Source organism: Pseudomonas sp. MF08831 (genome assembly GCF_059862645.1).
The window spans coordinates 437,085-455,790 of record NZ_JCBCUX010000002.1 but is presented as its reverse complement, the minus strand read 5'-3'; the positions used below and the strand labels follow the sequence as shown (position 1 = coordinate 455,790).

16 protein-coding genes are annotated in these 18,706 nt (G+C 56.9%); 6 read left to right on the top strand and 10 right to left on the bottom strand.

What is annotated here, in order from left to right:
• The first annotated feature begins 80 nt into the window (after positions 1–80).
• Both aguA and AC19YS_RS05385 read left to right on the top strand, forming a co-directional pair.
• Positions 81–1,187, top strand: a complete 1,107-nt coding sequence (gene aguA / locus AC19YS_RS05390; RefSeq protein WP_500601130.1) for an agmatine deiminase — start codon at positions 81–83, stop codon at positions 1,185–1,187.
• 234 nt (positions 1,188–1,421) lie between these two features.
• Positions 1,422–1,634: a hypothetical protein gene (locus AC19YS_RS05385; RefSeq protein WP_106577435.1), complete on the top strand. Its 213-nt coding sequence runs from the start codon at positions 1,422–1,424 to the stop codon at positions 1,632–1,634.
• Between the two features lie 83 nt (positions 1,635–1,717).
• On the opposite strand, the gene AC19YS_RS05380 is transcribed toward AC19YS_RS05385, so the two are convergent.
• Entirely contained in the window at positions 1,718–3,805 is a 2,088-nt protein-coding gene (locus AC19YS_RS05380; protein WP_200624266.1) for a TonB-dependent receptor, read from the bottom strand.
• A 411-nt stretch (positions 3,806–4,216) separates the two neighbouring features.
• Between AC19YS_RS05380 and AC19YS_RS05375 the strand changes: the two genes are divergently transcribed.
• The gene (locus AC19YS_RS05375; protein ID WP_200624267.1) at positions 4,217–5,533 is read left to right on the top strand and encodes an OprD family porin; all 1,317 of its coding nucleotides are present in this window, start codon (positions 4,217–4,219) and stop codon (positions 5,531–5,533) included.
• A gap of 73 nt (positions 5,534–5,606) precedes the next feature.
• On the opposite strand, the gene AC19YS_RS05370 is transcribed toward AC19YS_RS05375, so the two are convergent.
• Positions 5,607–7,736: a M48 family metallopeptidase gene (locus AC19YS_RS05370; protein ID WP_200624268.1), complete on the bottom strand. Its 2,130-nt coding sequence runs from the start codon at positions 7,734–7,736 to the stop codon at positions 5,607–5,609.
• Positions 7,737–7,934: 198 nt separating this feature from the next.
• Between AC19YS_RS05370 and AC19YS_RS05365 the strand changes: the two genes are divergently transcribed.
• Genes AC19YS_RS05365 through AC19YS_RS05355 form a run of 3 tightly spaced genes read left to right on the top strand, consistent with a single transcriptional unit; the run spans position 7,935 to position 9,539 of the window.
• Positions 7,935–8,150, top strand: coding sequence for a tautomerase family protein (locus tag AC19YS_RS05365; RefSeq protein ID WP_119738148.1), 216 nt, complete (start codon positions 7,935–7,937; stop codon positions 8,148–8,150).
• On the top strand, positions 8,147–8,797 hold the full coding sequence (locus tag AC19YS_RS05360) for a DsbA family oxidoreductase (protein WP_200624269.1): 651 nt from the start codon (positions 8,147–8,149) through the stop codon (positions 8,795–8,797). Before AC19YS_RS05365 ends, AC19YS_RS05360 begins: the two co-directional genes overlap by 4 nt.
• Before the next feature lie 31 nt (positions 8,798–8,828).
• A complete protein-coding gene (locus tag AC19YS_RS05355) occupies positions 8,829–9,539 on the top strand; it encodes an SDR family NAD(P)-dependent oxidoreductase (RefSeq protein ID WP_500601127.1) in 711 nt (236 codons plus the stop codon).
• Positions 9,540–9,890: 351 nt separating this feature from the next.
• Here AC19YS_RS05355 and AC19YS_RS05350 read toward each other — a convergent pair whose 3' ends face one another.
• From AC19YS_RS05350 to AC19YS_RS05315, 8 genes are all read right to left on the bottom strand, one after another.
• The gene (locus AC19YS_RS05350) at positions 9,891–10,991 is read right to left on the bottom strand and encodes an acyltransferase family protein (RefSeq protein ID WP_500601125.1); all 1,101 of its coding nucleotides are present in this window, start codon (positions 10,989–10,991) and stop codon (positions 9,891–9,893) included.
• A gap of 1,149 nt (positions 10,992–12,140) precedes the next feature.
• Complete coding sequence (locus AC19YS_RS05345; RefSeq protein WP_014336076.1) at positions 12,141–13,004, bottom strand: hypothetical protein; 864 nt, start codon at positions 13,002–13,004, stop codon at positions 12,141–12,143.
• Between the two features lie 11 nt (positions 13,005–13,015).
• Complete coding sequence (locus AC19YS_RS05340; RefSeq protein WP_038445253.1) at positions 13,016–13,696, bottom strand: hypothetical protein; 681 nt, start codon at positions 13,694–13,696, stop codon at positions 13,016–13,018.
• 3 nt (positions 13,697–13,699) lie between these two features.
• Entirely contained in the window at positions 13,700–14,533 is an 834-nt protein-coding gene (locus AC19YS_RS05335) for a TIGR04255 family protein (protein WP_014336078.1), read from the bottom strand.
• 192 nt (positions 14,534–14,725) lie between these two features.
• Entirely contained in the window at positions 14,726–15,001 is a 276-nt protein-coding gene (locus tag AC19YS_RS05330; protein ID WP_038445255.1) for a hypothetical protein, read from the bottom strand.
• Entirely contained in the window at positions 14,998–15,975 is a 978-nt protein-coding gene (locus tag AC19YS_RS05325; protein WP_038445257.1) for an integrase domain-containing protein, read from the bottom strand. The genes AC19YS_RS05330 and AC19YS_RS05325 overlap by 4 nt, the downstream gene beginning before the upstream one ends.
• Positions 15,976–16,871: 896 nt before the next feature.
• Entirely contained in the window at positions 16,872–17,201 is a 330-nt protein-coding gene (locus AC19YS_RS05320) for a hypothetical protein (RefSeq protein WP_038445259.1), read from the bottom strand.
• A gap of 1 nt (position 17,202) precedes the next feature.
• Positions 17,203–18,537: a tyrosine-type recombinase/integrase gene (locus AC19YS_RS05315; protein ID WP_038445261.1), complete on the bottom strand. Its 1,335-nt coding sequence runs from the start codon at positions 18,535–18,537 to the stop codon at positions 17,203–17,205.
• Positions 18,538–18,706: the final 169 nt, after the last annotated feature.

The window sequence follows — 18,706 nt, the reverse complement described above, 5'->3', positions numbered from 1 at the left end:
TGTCATCTTTTTTACCTTTTAAAGCCGATTTTTATCCGTTATAAAGTCGGTCTTTCACCCCATTCGGAGCCCTGAACGCCATGACCACCCTGCACAGCACACCTCGCGCCGATGGCTTCTACATGCCCGCCGAATGGGCACCACAGACTCAAACCTGGATGATCTGGCCTGAGCGGCCGGACAACTGGCGCCTGGGGGGTAAGCCCGCGCAGGCTGCGCACGTGGCGGTGGCCAAGGCCATCGCACGCTTTGAGCCGGTGACGGTGGGCGTCTCGGCCGGGCAATACGAAAACGCGCGCGCGCGGTTGGACGTGCCGAACATCCGCGTGGTGGAAATGTCCAGCGATGACGCTTGGGTGCGCGACACCGGCCCAACCTTCGTGATCAACAACAGCGGCGAAGTGCGCGGCGTGAACTGGGATTTCAATGCTTGGGGCGGTTTCGATGGCGGCCTGTACGCGCCGTGGAACCGCGATTCGCAGGTAGGCGGCAAGGTTCTCGAGATCGAACGTGCGCCGCGCTACCGCACCGAAGGCTTCGTGCTGGAAGGTGGCTCGATCCATGTGGACGGCGAAGGCACGTTGATCACCACCGAAGAATGCCTGTTAAACCGCAACCGCAATCCGCACCTGGATCGCGCGGCCATCGAAGCGGTGCTCAGCGCCAATCTGGCTGTGGATAAGATCATCTGGTTGCCGGACGGGCTGTTCAATGACGAAACCGATGGTCATGTGGATAACTTCTGCTGCTATGTGCGCCCAGGCGAAGTGCTGCTGGCGTGGACCGACGACCCGCAAGACCCGAACTACGCGCGTTGCCACGCTGCCATGGACGTGCTGCAAAGCAGCACCGACGCCCAGGGGCGCGCATTCATAGTGCACAAAATGCCGATCCCGGGGCCGCTGTATGCCACCGAAGAAGAGTGCGCGGGCGTCGACCCGGTGGACGGTAGCCAGGAACGTAACCCAAGCGTGCGGTTGGCCGGTTCCTACGTGAACTTCCTGATCGTCAACGGCGGCATCATCGCGCCAAGCTTCGACGACCCGTTGGACAGTCAGGCCAAGGGGATTCTGCAGAGCCTGTTCCCGCAGCACGAAGTGGTGATGGTGCCGGGGCGCGAACTGTTACTGGGTGGCGGCAATATCCATTGCCTGACCCAACAACAACCGGCGCCGCACAAAAACTGAGTGCAGTTGTAACAGCGTCTGAGCAACAGCCCGGCGCTACCCGTTCGTAGCGCTAATAGCAAGCCCGCGGCCCTGCACGGCCGCGGGCTTTTTTGTGTCCGAATGCCTGTATATACGGGACATTGGCATAGCTCTTGTATCGATGTCGTCACAGTGACTCAAGGCGATGACTGCGCAGTTCTGTCACAAACCTTGAGTAAGTTAGCCGCTCACGCAGTAGGAGAGAGCGCTGAAATGAATGCCGATATCAACCTGATCTACACGCGCCCGTTCCACCCCACGCGGGTCAACGGTGATGCGATCCGTGCGTTGGCGCTCTGGTTGAAGGCAAACGGCTCGCGACGGGTCAGGCAAGCTGACCTGCGCCGCGTGATGAGTGAACGTTACCCGGCGGGGCTGTTCAGTGAGGATGAAGTGCGCGCGTTGTGTGAATTGTTGAAAAACTGACCAGCACTGAGATCAGTGATGGCAGCGGGCTTGCCTGCGATGGCATCGCAGCCAAGCCCGCTCGCACATCAGGGTGTGAGGTTTTAGAAACTGTAGGTGCCCGTTACAACCAGGCTACGTGGCTCGCCCGGCTGGATCTGCGCCGCACTGGTGGCCGAAGCGTAATAGTTTTTATCGGCAATATTGTTCAGCGCCGCGCGTACGTCCCATTCCTTCTGGCGGAACCCGGCCAACGCGTCCCATCGCCCATAACCTGGTAGCGCCACGGTGTTGAGGTTGTCGGCGTAACGGTCACCCACCAGGGTCAGACCGGTTTCGGCGTACCAGCCCATCTCGGGTTTCCAGGTGATAAACAAGCTGCCATTGCGCTTGGCCACATCGCTGATGCGCTTGCCTTCAAAGCCATTATTGTCCTTCTCGACCTTGGCATCCTGCAGGCCGATGCCACCACGCACATACCAATTGCCGACGAGCTTGCCGGTGGCCGTCAGTTCCACGCCGCGCGAGCGTTGCATGCCTGTGAGCAGGGTGATGGTGCGGTCGAGCGGGTCGCTGGTGCGGCGGTTATAAAGCTCAAGCTCGTACACGGCGAGGGTGGTGCTCAGGCGGTCATCGAGCCAATCACTCTTCACGCCGATTTCCTTCTGTTTGGTCAGTTCAGGGCTCAGGTCGTTGACGCTGCCAGCGGCATTGGGCGTGATACCGATCAGGCCACCGCCCGCGGGGGAGAAGGTTTTGCTCCACGAGGCATAAAACGAGTGATGTTCCAGCGGCGTCCATACCAGGCCGACGCGCGGGCTGGTGCTGCGGCTATCGACAGCTTGCCGGGTGTTGAGCACCTTGCTGGTGGTGTCCACTTCGAAATGGTCATAGCGCAGGCCAGCCAGCAGTTGCCATTGATCGTTGAGGCGCAGTTGGTCCTGCACGTACACGGCGCGACTTTCGACTTCGGTGTGGTTGTAACTTGAAAGACTCATCGGCCCGTTGTGGCTCAGGTGGCGGTTGGGCTGGTTGAGATCCAGGCTCGGCACGGCTTGGCCGCCACGATTGACGGCGGTGGCGGTATACAGTTTCGGGTCGCGGCGCTGGCTGCCCAGCTCCAGGCCGGTGAGCAGGCGGTGCTCCAGGCCGAAGGTGTCGAAAGCGCCTTCCAGCTCGAGGTTGTTGAATACATTGCGGGTGGTCAAATCCTGCTGCCAGCGCTGGCGCGTGACCTTGTTGGTTTTCGGGTCGTAGCCGGTCTGGTAGGTGTTGTCGAAATCGCTGTCGAGCTTGAACACGCCCAAGGTGTGGCGCAGTTGCCAGTTGGCGTTGAGTTCATAAGCGAGCCTGGAGCGCAGCGACTGAGACTTGTCGTCGATGTAATCGCGGCTATCAAAATAGGTGGCGCTGCGGCTCACGTCTGCCGGGCGCCCGTTGACTCCGGGAATACCGCGGTCCGGCGTGCGGTTGTAGCGGCTGTATTCGTATTGCACCAACCAATTGAGGTCGGGCGTCAGTTGCCAGCTAATCGATGGCGCAAACAGCTGGCGATTGCCACTGACGCCATCGCGAAAACTGTTGTTGTCCTGGTTGCCCATGTTCAGACGCAGGCTGATGTCGTCTGTGGGGTCGGTGCTGAGGTCGGCATACAGGCTGCGCAAATCATGGCTGCCGCCCTGGGCTTCGATGCTGGAGGGGTGACCCGCGGTGGGCAATTTGCTCACGCGGTTGACGATCCCGCCCTGACCGCCGCGCCCGTACAGCACGGCTGCCGGGCCTTTGAGCACCTCAATGCGTTCGATGTTATGCAGGTCGCGCACGTATTGGCTGTCGTCGCGAATGCCGTCCAGGTAGAAGTCGTTGCTTGCGTCGAAACCACGAATGCGCAGGCTGTCGAAGCGCGTGTCGGCGCCGCTGCTTACGTTGGGAATGCCGCTTAACGCCTGGCCCAGATCGTTGGTGCCGTAGGCGCGCAGGGTTTCGGTTTTTACCGAATCGATGGCCTGCGGCACATAACGCACTGACGTGGCAGTGCGGGTGGCGGTGTGGGTCTCTTTGACGCGTGGGTCGTCTTCGTCAACTTCGGTGCTGATCGAGGTTTGCGGCAAAATCGTGGTGGCGCAGGCAAAACCAGCAGACAGCAGAGCAGAAAGCCCAAGGGTAACGGGCGTCAGGCGAGAGACTGGCATGGAGGAATCTATCCAAAAAAGTTCGGGAAGGAATGTACGCGTTAATGGTAATGCTTTGCATTTGCGCACGTTATGCATTCCCAAAAATGTAGGCTTTGGAAAGTGTTACTTGATGTGTTTTTTTAGCGGCTTTAAGCGATTTTCTGGCTTTCACACAAGCGCTGTAGGCCGTTGCTTAGAATTATTTCGCCTAAATACAGACGATTCACGAAATTGACACATAGTTCAACGCGCGCATAGGATTGCGCCCAACGCCTGTGGCTAACCGCCATGACTTATCCAATAAAAAAAGGCCCGCGGCAGTTCAGTCGTCCGCGGGCTTTGTTTTTTCCGGAAAAAGTCGACACCAGAAAAGCGACACGGAGCCTGGTGTCACAGCGCGTACTCAACCAGTAATAAGGAATATAAGAAATGTTGAAGCAACGGATGGGTCTGATCGCTCTGGGGATTTTGAGCGCTACTCAGGCAATGGCAAACGACCAGGAGCAATCCAAGGGTTTTGTTGACGACAGCCACCTGAACATCGCAGCACGTAACGCCTACATCAGCCGTGACTACAAAAACGGCAAGCAAGACAAAGCCGAGTGGGGCCAGGGCTTCATCGGTAAATTTGAATCCGGCTTCACCCAAGGCACCGTCGGTGTGGGTGTTGACGTGATCGGCCAATACGCCATTCGCCTGGATGGTGGCCGAGGCCGCGCAGGCGCGGGCGGTATCGACTTCTTTAAAGAAGGCGCAGCCACCACGCGCGCGGATGGCACGACACGTAACGGCGCACCTGCCGACGATCTGGCCAAGGGCGGCGCAGCCGTCAAATTCCGGGTTTCCAACACTGTGCTGAAGTACGGTGATCAGTTCCCGGCAGTCCCTGTTCTGCAGTACGACAACTCCCGCCTGTTGTCGGAAACCTACACAGGTACCTCGATCGTTTCCAAAGAGATCGCCGGCCTGCAACTGGACGCTGGTCACTTCACCAAGGAAGCGCGCAAGAGCGCCGAAGGCACCGACAGCGGTCGCCTGAAAAGCATTGATTACATCGGTGGTAGCTACAAATTCACCGAAAGCCTGTCGGCCGCGCTGTACGCCTCCGACATGCAAGACGTGCTGAAGAAGCAATACGTCAACGTCAACTACGTACTGGCCCTGCCAGAGAAGCAATCGTTGACCTTTGACTTCAACGGCTACAAAACCAAGCTGGACAAGAGCTTCGCCCTTGAAAACCAAGGTGACGCCGACGCTCGCGACAACAAAATCTGGAGCCTGGGCGCTACTTGGGCTGTTGGCCCGCACAGCTTCACCGTTGCTCACCAGCGCAGCACCGGCGACACCGGTTATCTGTACGGCGGCTACCGCAACGCTGGCGGCATCGGCGATGGCGGCAACACCATCTTGCTGGCCAACTCCTACTGGTCCGACTTCAACGGTAAGGACGAGCGCTCCTGGCAAGCAGGCTACGGCCTGGACTTCAGCGCCTTCGGCGTGCCTGGCCTGACCTACAACATTGCTTACGTGCGCGGCACCAACATTGACGACGGCTCCAACCGCGGCAGTGGCACCGAGCGTGAAATCTTCAACCAGTTCAAATACATCGTTCAGAGCGGCCCAGCCAAAGACCTGAGCCTGCGCGCTCGTGCGTCCTGGTTGCGCGTCTCCAGCAACGCCAGCAACTACAACGTAGGCGGTAACGAAATCCGTCTGTTCGCCGATTACCCGATCAACGTTTTCTAATTGATTTGGCGTCGCGCCTGATTTCAGGCGATCAAAAACCCCGACTGGTTCGGGGTTTTTTTATGCCTGCACTTCAGTCTTGGCGGTTTTGCAAAATTTTGCGGGCGAGCGAGGCATTCAGGTAGTTGAGCATCATCGTCAACCCTTCGTAAGGCTCGATTTTCTGGTTATCGATGCACAGTTGGGCCATCTGCAGTAGCACTTGGCGTTTCTTCTTGTTGACCCGCGCTCCGGGTACGCCGAATGCGGTTTTACATCGCTCGGGTAATGGCGCTTCGGGCGTCAGTTCTACCGTGACCCAGACTCCGTGGGCAAACTGCAGCCTGACATCGGCAATGTGTTCGATGGGCAAGGGGTGTTTCAGGTTGGCGAACACAAAATGCTCCGGCGTCAGGCGCAGCGCGGTTCGCGGTGCGCGCTTGAAGCGGCGGATGCCCATCCATAAAAAGATCAGCGCGATGCTACCGATCGCCGCGCCGGCGCCCACGGCCGATAGCGGGGTGCCTTTGAATTTTTCCGGGGAAAGCCAGGGCCGACTCATGATGGCCAACCCCAGCAACACGAACGGCACTGCCAACACCGCCATCAGCGTGCCGCGCCACCGGCCGCCTTCATGCAGCGAGCATTCGCCTGTAGTGGACGTCACCATGGTTTCCAACAGCTCGGTTTGCGCAGTGTTTTCGGTCTCTGCCAGCGCATTCAGGTCGTGCGAAAGTTGTACTCGCACGCTAAGCGGCGCACTGAAACACGCATCGATTTGCGCATTCGCAGCAGCTACATCCACCGCGCGCGTGGCGCTGTGCACGGCGTCTTCCACGTGCACTTGTAAGGCTTGCAAGCGTTCGCCATTTGATGGGTGAGAGTCGGTCGGGTGCGGTTGGTGAATGTCCAGCGCTTCGGGCGGCAGCTGCAAGGGTGTGTCGCGCAATGCGGTCAGCACCGCGCCCGGCAAGTCATCCTCTGTGGCCGTGTCACACAGCGTCAGCAACGCCTGCTCGATGTGGGCATGCAGCACCGAGATTCGCAACAACGCCGAGGCCGCCGCCGCATTCCCCACTAACCGGGCGCCGGCAGCATCTGCCAGCAACTCGCGTTCTCGGCTCCAGTGATTTACCGCGTGATCGAACCGCTGCATGAAAAACAGGCCGAACATGAACGAAGGGCGCATGAGCCAACCCTGGATCAGGTCGCTGGCCTGCATGGTTTCCAGCAGCGCCCGCAGGCTGCGGTCGACGCCGTCGTAGATCGGCAGAAAATGCAGGCTGTACTCGGTGTCTTCACCCACAAAGTGCGCCAGTTCGTGGCCGATCACCGCGCCGATTTCTTCACGGCTCAGCAGGCCCAGGTGCAGCAGCGGCACATGCAAGGTGCGCCCGCGCAATCGCGTTTCGGCGGGCATTACACTGGCTTCGCTGGAGGTCACGTAAAAGCCCTGGGCCAGGCTCACCACAATATGATCCGGCGCCAATGCACCCAGTTGGCCGGCCAGTTCGCGCACATGGCGCCATAACTCGGGTGCCTGCTGGGGTGTAACGGCCTGCCCGAACATCTGCAGAGGTTCGGGCTTGAACATCCCCAGCATGTAGCGCAGTTGTTTAAGCAGCGACCAGATTGAATACACACTGAAAGCGGCCAACACGCCCAGTGTCGCCATCAACTTCACTTCGCCGCTGCCCAGGCGGCCCACATGCCACATCGCCAGGCCTTCATAAATCAGCACCAACGCCAACGTCGCGGCCATTGCCACCACGTGGCTCACCAGCCCAAAAGGCAACAGCCGGCTGCCCAGGGAGAACACCTGCAGCAATTTCTCCCGCGACTGCTGCGCGCGTTGACCTGCCCACTGAGTGCCGGCCAGCGCGGCCAGGCCGATGCATGCCGCGAGCAACCCCAGGCCGACCACCCACGGTGCCAGCTCGCGCAGGGCGCGGTTTAGGCGATGAGCAGTCGGCAGCTCGGCTTCAACGTTATCCAGGCGCGAGAGCGCCAGTTGCACGCTGATTTTCTCTTTGCCCAGGTCGACCAGCGCCGCTGGATCTTGCGCTGCCAGCGCCTGCAACTGCTGTTTAGCGGCGTTCACCTTGGCGCTGTAGACGATGATGCTGGTGGATGCCTCGGCAGCACGTTCGCGCTCCCAGACACCGAGGGCGGCGAGCAATAGCGGGAAAATGACGAGCAGACAGATCAGTTTCAGGGCGTTCATGGAAGTCCGGTCCCAGCGCAGAGCTGTCGGTTATACCGAAAAAAACGCCAGGCGCGATACTTGAAGGTATTACCTAATACATCCGTTACACCGCGTCACTAATGAAGTACTCCAGCCCATCTTTATCCCCACCAGGCGCACGCCTAAATTAGCCCTGCCCGCCCATCACCCCGATGGCCGGCCACTGGAGCCACTGCCATGCCCTTTGTCAGCCTGCGCGTTACCCGTGACGGCGTTACCCCGGAGCAAAAAGCCCAGGTCATTGCCGAATTCACCGAAACCCTCGAACGCGTGCTCAACAAACGACCCGACTTGACCCACATCGTCATCGAAGAAGTCGATACCGATAACTGGGGCTACGCCGGCGTCACCACCACTCAATACCGTAAACAGCTCGCGGAAAATCCGTCATGAGCACGCCCGTCACCATCGACTTCATCTCCGATGTGGTCTGCCCGTGGTGCGCCCTGGGCGCTACTGCGTTGGAGCAAGCCATCGCCAACCTGGCGGGCGAAGTTAAGGTTGAACTGACCTTTAAACCCTTCGAACTCAACCCTGACATGCCGGCCGAGGGCGAAAACGCCGTCGCCCACATGATGCGCAAATACGGGCGCAGCGCTGAAGACGTCGCCAGCGGCAAAAGGATGTTGATGGAGCGCGGCGATGCCATCGGTTTCACCTTCGACCTGGAAAAACGCAGCCACTTCTACAACACCTTCGATGCGCATCGGCTGCTGCTGTGGGCGTTGCCGCTAGGGCGGCAGATCGTGTTGAAAAAGATGCTGTTGCGCGGTTTTTTCACCGACGGTCAGAACCTCAGCGATCACGAAACCCTCGCACGTTTAGCCGCCGAGGCCGGGCTGGACATTGATGACGCACGAAGGGTGCTGGCGTCTGCCGACTACGCCAATGAAGTGCGCGAGCTTGAAGCGTTCTACCGCGAGCGCGGCATCAACGCCGTGCCGGCCATGGTCCTCAATGGTCGTCAGCTGGTCTGCGGGTCGCAATCAGTCAGTTATTACGAACAGATGCTGCGGGAAATGTCCGCCGTGGCTGCTTGAACCATCTCACTTTCCATACAGAGGTTTCATCATGAGCAATTCGAAAAAAGTCGTTGTGATTACCGGCGCATCCCAGGGCCTTGGCGCTGCTGCGGTCGAGGCTTACCGCCAGCTGGGTTACCGTGTGGTTGCCACTTCGCGGTCGATCACGCCGTCGACGGATCCGGAGATTCTTACCGTGGCCGGCGATATCGCCGACCCGGCCACCGCCGAGCGCGTAATCCGCGAAGGCGTGGCGCACTTTGGCCGCATCGACAGCCTGGTCAACAACGCCGGTATCTTCGTCGCCAAACCCTTCACCCGCTACACCCACGAAGACTACAAGAATGTGCTGGGCGTGAACCTCAACGGGTTCTTCTACATCACCCAGCTGGCGATCACCGAAATGCTCAAACAGGGCGCCGGGCACATCGTCAACATCACCACCAGCCTGGTTGACCACGCCATTGACGGTGTGCCGTCGGTGCTGGCCTCTCTGACCAAAGGCGGCTTGAGCGCAGCGACCAAATCCCTGGCAATCGAATACGCCAAACGCGGCATTCGCGTGAACGCGGTGAGCCCCGGGATCATCAAGACGCCGATGCACGGTGAAGAAACCCACGCGGCATTGGGCAACCTGCATCCGGTCGGGCACATGGGCGAAGCGAGTGATATTGCCCAGGCAATCATCTACCTGGAGAACGCCGGGTTCGTCACCGGGGAGATCCTGCACGTGGACGGCGGCCAAAGCGCGGGGCACTGAAAAAAAGCCCCACGTCGATCCCCGTGGGAGCCGGGCTTGCCCGCGATAGCGCCACCCCGGCCCCCACATTCACATCCTATTGCCCAGCATTGCAGGGCGACTCCCACCTTCACCGCTTTTACCATCACCAAGAGGTGACGCCTGAAGTGCAGTTATTGGTGAGACGCCCCTATCGAGTGAGAGCTATCACGTTCGTTGATTTAACGACGGCGTGGCGCTTTTGGCGCCTGCCTCAAAATCGGATTCTCAAGCGTGGTCGTTGAGTTCGCAGCCGAGCGTCAGTCGTGTCGAAAGCCAGAAATCCCCAGGCAACAGGCCGCGAAGTTCAAACCATCACAACGTGAAACTGCTCTATGCCATTGTGGCAGCGCTTTCCTGGTGTCGGGATTTTCGATGCACATAGTTCAGCGCAGGCTTCTCGATAAACAGCCACGACAGGCTGGCCAGCACGATGACAACTGCCACGGTTGCCAGCATGGAAGCGTAGAAACTCAGCGCCGTCGTATTGATCATGAGTTGCTGCACGGGGAAGGCGTAGAGATACATCCCATACGAAATATCGAATCGAGATTTAATGATTCGATCTTTGCACAAACTCCCAAGTGACAGCACCAGAAGACTCACTCCGATGCTTGCAAACACCATAACCAACGGTGTGTTCAGGGAGACCAGAACAAGTGCCGCCGACAGAATGCCGATCAATAGTTTCGCTTTCACGCTGCTGAATGCAGCTCGATAGAAATACAGCGAAGACCCTACGAAGAATGCAATCCCGACGGTTGAGTACACCAGTAGCTTCGGCGCCATCGGGTGCGCTGACGTGCTGCATAGGTAGGTGGTTATGCAAAAGGCGAGTGCGATGATCTGCGGTACGGCTGCCCTGCGCATTACCAGCAGCGCCAACGCGAGCAGCACGTAGCAACCAAACTCAATTTTCAGCGACCACAAGCTTCCGTTGAACGAATCTTTAAATATGAAGGTGCGGGTGATGTCGCCTATGTCTGCGCGGCCAAACGCCGACACTTTCAAGAAGTCTGTCAACGACTCCAGGCTGAATGCATAGCCCAAACCGTTTTTGCTGAATGCAGGCCCGCAGAGGTACACCATCACAAATGCGCAGCCGATCAAGGCAGGAAAAATTCGCGCGATTCGCTTCTCCATGTAGTGGTAGAAGCTGCGAGTATTTAGAAAGCTTTGAGTGATGAGGAAGCCGGATATGGCGAAGAATGCCAATACGGCAATCGCCCCTAACGAGTTGTAGCCCTGCAACATGGGTTCTTGCTGGCCGGAAAGTACGTAGTGGTGGCTTACAAGAACTGCCAGCGCCGCTAGGTGCCTGATCAAGTCGAATGAATTGTCGCGATTAATCACGCACCGCTCCGTTGGTAATTGAATGATGAAATGTGTGCGTGACGGGCCGCTCAGGTGCAGCGTTTCCTTGCCGTGGCGCATTCTCCATCAATCATTCGGTAGGGCAAAGTCGTTTTTCAGCTGGACCAAAAGCTATTGATAGGGGATGAGGCCTCAGCTGAGGGAGGGGGCGCAAATGAGCGCAGAGACGAACGACATCACAGTCGATGTGAACAGCTGTGGGTGAACCGAGGGAGCTGATGCTTACGCCAGAAACAACAAAGCCCTCACATTGCTGTGAGGGCTTCGTCTTATATGGTGCCGGCACCAGGAGTCGAAAATTCTCACAACTAATTGATTTTTAAGTATTTTACTTCTATAGGCGCGTACTTCTATCTCTAAAACTATCCTCAGGCGCCCCCTCTGATGATTAACGAGTCAAGGAAAGCTAAAACAAGAACTTAGGGAATTACACTGCCTCGAGGTTTCGATATCGCAGACCCTCATAGTCGGATGATGGAGGGCACGACCCTACCGCTTAGGGTAAGCGACAGCACATGACCTCGTGTAAAAGGCAAAGCTCGATACTCTTTCAATTTGAGCTGACTGCTATAAATGCGTGGGAAGCGGCCATGGCGGAAAATGGCCGGAAGCTGAAAACAGTGCTAAAGAAATTTTAGCAAAAAAGCCCGGCAAGCGATTGAGCTTACCGGGCTTTCTATCTACATCAGTGAGGCTTGGATGGTGCGCTGTCGTCCGTCAGGTCGAGCGTACCTTGCTCACCGGCTCCTTCTGGTTGCTTCGCCTTCCGAACTTCATCTACCTCAAAGCAGAACGCGGTTTTACCAACCTCGTGTGCGAAAAGGCGTTTGCCGTTGCGGAGGGTAATGAAGGGTCTGCAAATCAAAGTCATACGGATTCTCCAAGAGAACCCGGAAGTACTTGCGACACTGCAAATGCCGCTAGTCAAGCAGGTGTTGTAAAGAGATCGATATGTACGTAGAATCTCTTCCCGAGTATGGAAACCTGACCTCCGGGTTTGTTTTCTAATTGTGCTTTGGAGTTCTGCAAAAACATCCATTGCACGGTTCAAATCGCCTGCCAATGCTGCAAACATTGGTGGGCTTTTTTGTCGATAAAAAAGCTATCGGCAATTATAATTATCCTGTCATATCATCTTGCCGTCAACCCTTCTCCTCTAATTTTCCCTTCGTTTTCAGGCCGTTGGCTCAGAAGTTGAGATTTTTTCACTCAGACGTCAAAAATTGGCTGCGCTGGGTCGCTTCGCAAGCTCACATAGTCAGCCTGCCATCTGATCAGGTTTAGCGACTGACCATAGGTCAGCGCCTCATCGGATATCACGTTGATTTCTGTCAGCTCGATCCATTCCCAAGCCTGATTCGCGCCTGTTCTGCAGCGGCTCAGAAAAAGTTCGTCGATGGCCTTTGCTGCAGCCAAGGCTGCTTCTTCCGCAGTCTCAGGATCTTCGTCGGTTTTGTAGAGAACCAAGATCGCGAGCTCGTAAAGATCGTCCGATCCTTCTCGGGTTCTCTCCGTCCCCTGATCAACGTCAAAGAACACTGCTGGAATGTGGTTCCCGGACTCTTTAAAAAGCCTGGCAAGTCGATCGGCAACCTTTGTATCTCGCAGCCTGCGGTCAAACTCGTCCGGGAACGATGATCGGCGATATCTTGCTGCTAGCCAGCGCTGGAAGATGCTTCGTTCCTGGCCGTTCATCAAGGCAGCCCGAGTCGGCTCGTAGGACACAAATGCCTTGGACGGATCCTTATGCTCCTTCTGAACCCTAACCCGCTTGCTTGCATCGAATTCGCAAAGTAAGTGCTCGTCCGTGCCAGTCAGTTCGATATGTAGGCGCCTCGCGGTTTTGCAGTGCGTATAGTTCCCATCAAGTTTGTCCGTCAGGACCTTCCCTAAAATGAGCTCCACCTCCGGTTCGCCGTATGCTAGCTGCGCAAGGTCGCAATCATGCGTGGCGACGGCTGCGATGATTTTTTCCTGGTCATCGCCGTCGATGGTGATGCCGAGCTGGGCGAGTGTTTCGCTATCGACAATATAACCTTGTCGCCACGGTGTTGATCGACTCCAGCTCACCATCAACTGCTACCTCATGCTCTGTCTTGCAAATGGGGTGAGCCGATCGACGCGAGATCTACGGCGGCCCGATTTCGAGTTTTCAGTCTCGAGTCCATTGCTGCACGTTGTGCGCCTTCCTTTTGAGCCATAGCGATGAGTTTCCCAGCTGCCTCTACACCCGACATGCCTCCGGCAACAGCTTCAAATAGAGATTTGCCGCCTGGGAGCTTCCGCTTGGCGTTCACTTGTCCTGCTAGCGGATGGGCCACGATACGATCGGCCGCTGCGGCCAGTTCGTAGAGCAGGGCTTGGTTGCCCTCTGAGATGTGCTCACCGGCTTGCCAGTTATAAATCGCCTGCCTCGAAACTCCGAAGATCAATGCCAATTCGGTCACCGCTGGTTTCAAGGTGTTGCGTACGTAAGACATAGCTTCTGCGGTTGTCCGTGGGGCAGTTGTTTGCTCATGCTTGGCGATGCCTTGAGCCGATTCTTTGTATTCCTTGCTAGCCCGGTTCTCGCGAGGTTGGGGTTGTGGTGACAAGGTTCCAAGGCATAGTGCAAAGGCAACAGTCAGGCCGTAGCCCCAAGCCAGTGCTGCGCTGCCTGCCGTGCGCTTGACCTTCTCTCGTTCGGATTCGAGATGCCGGCTTGCTGCATTAAATGATCGGTTTGCCATTCCCGGGTTTGGAGATGGCGCGTACATTGTGCTCATAGGTTAACTCCATGCTTTCCGTGCGTAGTCCGTCACAGTCGCGTTGAAGAACAGCTCAACGAGGTCGTGAAGGTGTTGAAACCTATCTTTGATTTCGGTCGAGTCGTACTTTCGGCGCTCGGAAAAACTGGCGTCGACGTCAACGGTTGCGTGCTGACCATTGAGTCCTCTGAAGCGCTCGCCAACTTTGAGCGGATCTGGCAGCAGGTCTGGTGGAAAGCGCAGTTCGCTGTTCTGGGCAACCACCCGCGAGACCACCTGCCCTATGCTTGGGATGGTGGCCGACGACTCGGCAAAAGAATGATTGTAAGTCAGTGGTTGCCCTTCGAACTGGTACATCTGGTTGAGATCGAGCGAGGCTGGTGTTCCCCACACCTCTCGAGCAAGGTACTGCTGTAAGGTTTCCCCTTCAGCAGGTACTACAGCATCGAGGTACCTCAGGCCTAAGCGCTCAAAATAAGCGAGACCGTCGACCGCTTCCTCCAGAATGCTCAAACCCCGTTCCAATTCAGCATAGAACTTCGGAAAGGTCTCGTATTCAGTGCAGCGAAACGAAAGCGCACTCGGCTCCATCAGAAAGCCTTGAGTACCTTCGAGGTTGGAGAACGTATAGCTTTCGATCTGCTGTACGCCCGGCTGGAAAGGCTGCGTGTCATCCCCGCCTGTAATAGCACCAAAAGAGAATTGCATCTGCTGAGCGCTTTTGAAATCAGGGTAACCAGCCTTGCGCATCCGCTCCTGAATAGCCGGAAGGTAAGCCTTCAGTGACAGCAGTGTGTTGTGACGCACCTGGCCGATGGTGAAGTAGACTGGGGCGTTTGCGTATTTCTTTCCCATTTCGATTACTCAGCTTGACACTTTGATTGACAGTTTACAGCTAGGTTTACACTCTAGCAAGCGGATGAGTGTCCGCTGTGTCTAGAGCTCGACATCAGCGCTCATCAAGGGGAGCTGACTGATGCCTACGCAAAAAGCCACTAGTCAAGGTCAGTTGCTTTTGGGTTGATTGCTATCGGTATCAGGTGCCACTTAGAGATTGAAAGTCCATGACGTCTGTAGGCGCTGAGCGAGCAGTCGGACGGTAAGCAGGTAATAGTAACGAGTCGCTTCACTACGCCCAGCTAGCCGATGGTCCATAAACCAAATTAGGTGTTTTCTCTGCCAGCTCCATGGCGTCTCTCGCCGCCATCGCGCTGCGATCTCGGCGCTAATAATCCTGGCTTGCCGCAAATGCCGCTGCTGCGTTGCATGCGATCCAGTCAGCACGCCACCTAGGAACATCTCCATATCAAACGCCTTACTCATGTCCGTCCTCCAATATAGGCAGCGGCAACGTCGATCCGACTGTGCCCCAGTTCTTTGCTGATCTGCATGCGAGCCTCACAGTCAAGACGCCGATCCACGGCATAGCACTGACCACCATTAACCGGCGCTTGGTGCTGGGTAATTTGCTCATAGCGCTCACAAGCAAACGCCGCCCGTAGCTCGTGAAAGCCTTTGAGGTTGTGCTTATGGAGAAGGTCCCGCGCGGGACGGACGATTTCCCGTTGGAAATCGAGGTATCTTTCATTCGGCGCAAGCAGGTTGTGGCTGCCGCGGGGTGAGACCTGTTCGGCGAATCTCAAAGCTTCGTGAATATGATCATCCACTCTGATCCAGCGAGGTGCCGAGGCACCTGAGCGCCCCCCTTTGGTGCCATCCTGGATGTTGATCTTGCCGTAGTGTTCGGCCTCACGTTTTAAGCGCGGTAAGTCGGCCAAAATGGCCTCGCGCAGGCGCATTCCGGTGGCCCGCGCTAACTGAGCGATGGCCGCGGCACGAGAGTGCTGTTCGCTGAGCGTCTCGACGATTCGCATCAGGTGTTCGCGATCCTGGCCTTGTGGAGCTGTCGTGCGGATGGTGGTGCGCTGCATTCCCAGCGCTTTGCTCGGACTCGGCACTTTCACGTACTGATCACCGCGAAGCGCCGCCATGGTTCGGTTGACGCTGGACAATCGATTTTGTGCGGTGGCGATGGAGAGGTCGCCGCGATCGACCAAGTGACGCAGATGCGCCACGTAATCCGCCAAGATCTGACGATCTACCTGTCGTGCATCGTTGAGTCCTGGTCCATCGTCTGAGCGGCACCAGCGCACGAATGCCTGCCAACGATCACAGTGCGCTTTAACGGTCCCGTAGTGCCCGCCACCGAACATGTCTCTCAGCGCTTGCGGCCCGGCATAGCTCAGTTGCCGGCCATAGCCAAAATTGCGCCCATCTCGTCTGCCCACCAGCGCCATGATCAAACTCCTCTCGAAGCCAAAACTTTTAAAACTTTCCCCACGTCATCCCGCCAAGAATGTTGAGTGTTATCAGGGATCAAGGCCCCTGCGACCTGTGAGGGTTGTCCATTAACGCGGGACTGGCGGCTCCTTACGACCGGGAGCGTGGGCATCTCATGATCTGGCCTCCTGAACACTTCCGAAGAAGTGGGCGGGTGGAGGCTGTGCTGGCTGACGAAACCAACGCCGCGAGATCCTGAGTCGAGTGAAGGCAGTGATGTGATGACCGGGGCATGCCTGACTGTCAGTCAGGTTCAGTCCATTCCCTGGGCTGCGACACCATCATCTGCATCGCTGTTGCTGGTGACTTCGGTGTTTGTCACGCCGATTGTCACGAGGGGGAATGCCGCAAAGCCTTGTACGAGTTGGGCTGCAGCAGCGGTAGGAGCGCCCGTCTCTTTCCGGGAGAAAGAGACGGGCGCAGGTTGGCGCAAGGAAATGGCCAAGCGGATAGGTTGCTGCAGGGCAGCTATGAAAGGGGTGAGTTGCCGCAGTGGGCACTCTGATAGAAGTAGGCATCCATCACATCGCTGTGACTGTGCGAGCCACCGGACGCTAATCGCACTTTGGGAGAACCACCACCGTGTGGCGTAGCCTTGAAGGTTCTGGCTACCTGGGTTGCTGTCGACGACAGCGCTTTGCTCGATCTTTTCTACGCCTGTGGATAATTTGGGTCAAGGCCCCAATTTTCGGGAGTTCTGCGGCTGTGGATGAAATTATCCACCGGTGGAAATCCGTGGTTTTCCACAGACAGTTGCGTGGGCTTTAGATTTTTTAAGTGAGGTCCATCCAAACAGGGCGGCTTTGCAGCCCTGTTTGGATGGACCCGCGTGGCAGAGCAGATTGCGAGAGCCTTACGGATGTACGCTTACTTTACTGCGGCACTTTAAAAGCCAAAGTAGTGTTAGCACCGTCGGCCAAAATAACGTGTTGAGAACGTCGTGAGCGCTTGCCTGCCAGCGCCAGTACCCGAAGCTTCCAATATCGTCTCGCCGATCTACCCACTCGCCTGCACACGCAATGATGAAAACAACCAGCCAGCCAAGGTATGGCCTGAATCGTCGGGTGCCAACGATCAACGTCAAATAGACCGCCATGCCCAAATAGATATGCAGCGCGTCTTTTGACAGTCCGGTTGCCGACACAATGGCGAGCTTGATGCTTTGTGCGGTTGAGATATCCATATCAACTCCTCCTCTCTGCGCCAATGCCAGGCTTCGCCTTTATGCGAGTAACGTTATCTCCAATCTGGTTGGCGAATTCGTGTGGAGTGACATGCTCCTGTCGGTTGGCCTCCAGGTACCGACTCCACCAGTTCATGATCAGCCTGCGTTCCTCAATGAATTCGGCCTTGTGGATGTAAGCGGCGCGGACATTGTTGCGTTCCTTGTGGCTCATCTGCCGTTCAATGGCTGTCTCGGACCACAATCCTGACTCGATCAGTGCGCTGCAGGCCATCGAACGAAACCCATGTCCGCAGATATCGGTTTTGGTGTCGTATCCCATCGTCCGTAGCGCGTTGTTCACGGTGTTTTCAGACATGGGTTTCCAGGGCTTGGCATCGCCTGCAAACACCAGGTCGAATTTACCGGTGAGTGCGTGGATCTGTTCAAGCAAGGCCACTGCTTGCGGCGATAAGGGTACTAAATGGATATCCCCTGCCATCTTCGTACCCCTTGTGGAAAAGGCTACTCCCTCCAACGCGGGTCGAGTGTCCGGGATTTCCCAGACGCCGCGCTTAAGGTCGAACTCGCTCCATCGGGCGAAGCGCAGCTCGCTGGACCGTACAAACACATGGAGCGACAGCATCACCGTCAGACGGGTAAGTGCCCGGCCTTTATAGGTGTCGATCCGCTCTTGCAGTTCCGGCAGTCGCGATAAGGGTAGAGCGGGGCGATGGATCACCCGCGGGGCTTTGATCAAGCCTTCGAGGTCGTAAGCAGGGTTTGCGGTGATAAGCCGGAGTCGCTTTGCCTCGCGCATGATGCTCTGCAGGTAGTTTTGTACCCTTAAAGCAACGTCTATCGTTCCGCGCTTCTTGATCGCTTCCAAGGGCTGCATAAGGTCATGGGTGTCGAGATCAACAATGGCGCGTGCGCCGATCAGCGGGAATACGTGGGTTTTTAGGCGGCTCATCACTGTCTTGGAATGGCCTGGTGCCCACTTGGCCGACATTTCTGTGTGCCAGTCCAGCGCAACGCTTTCAAAGGTTCTGCCTTTGATCACGGCTTCCGCCTTGGCTTGGTGCTTGGTCTCTATGGGATCAATGCCATCCGCCAGCATTCGCTTGATCTCCAAGCGCTTGCGGCGCGCATCGGCGAGGCCAATGACGGGGTAGTTGCCGAACGAGGTCAGTCCTTCCCGTCCGTCAGGTTTGACGTAACGGAGCCGCCAGCCTTTGCGGCCATTGGGTTGGACTAGGAGGTAGAGGCCGTCGCCGTCGAAAAGCTTGTAGGCGCGGTCGGTGGGCTTGGCTGAGCGGCAAGCCGAATCAGAGAGTGGAGCAGTGGTGCGCGACATAAGGGTACTCCCTTTTATCGAAGTGACCTGTATCCCAAACTCTACCCTTAAAACGGTTGGAATCCACCAGTTTCTGACGGAAACCGATGGAACGCCAAAACGAAAAAACCCGCCAGAAGGCGGGTTTTTCGGGGGTTCTAGAGATTTTGAAAGCCTTCTCTGGAACCTT